We start from the raw sequence: 428 nt of genomic DNA on the forward strand, positions 1-428 counted from the left end.
TGGGGCGACACGCGCATCTCGATAACCGCATCGTCAGGTGTGCCGCCGACTACTTCCCATTTGGTGTTGGCCTTGGCTGGGATGATGAAGTGGCGGTTCGTTCCATTATTGGTCAAGCCACACAGAATCTCTGCCGACAGAAAACCTTTGTCGAATGCGGTCAGGGAGTCGTCTGGAATCGACGCGAGCAGCTCTTTTGCGTAGAGCATCTCGTTGATGCCGTAAGGGCCGAACTTCGCATCACGGATCAAGTGGGTTGGCACCGCAGTCAAGGTCACGCCACGCACTTGCGGATAGCTGGAAATTCGACCGCTGGAATAAACCTGTTCACCGAAATGTTCACGGTGCTCTGGGGTATCGGCGGTCTTCAAGGTCGTCCCGTCCAGTGCAAACAGGCTCAAGCCCTTAAACAGGTACTGCTTGCGATC

The 428-nt window shown here is 55.4% G+C and carries 1 protein-coding gene; it reads right to left on the minus strand.

Translation table 11 applies throughout. The features are described from left to right. Nucleotides 1-428 (minus strand): transposase (locus tag FVD38_RS26290; protein WP_147937495.1); only part of this gene is annotated, 428 nt, incomplete at both ends.

The sequence above is a fragment of the Massilia arenae genome (genome assembly GCF_008014745.1).
Classification (GTDB): domain Bacteria; phylum Pseudomonadota; class Gammaproteobacteria; order Burkholderiales; family Burkholderiaceae_D; genus Telluria; species Telluria arenae.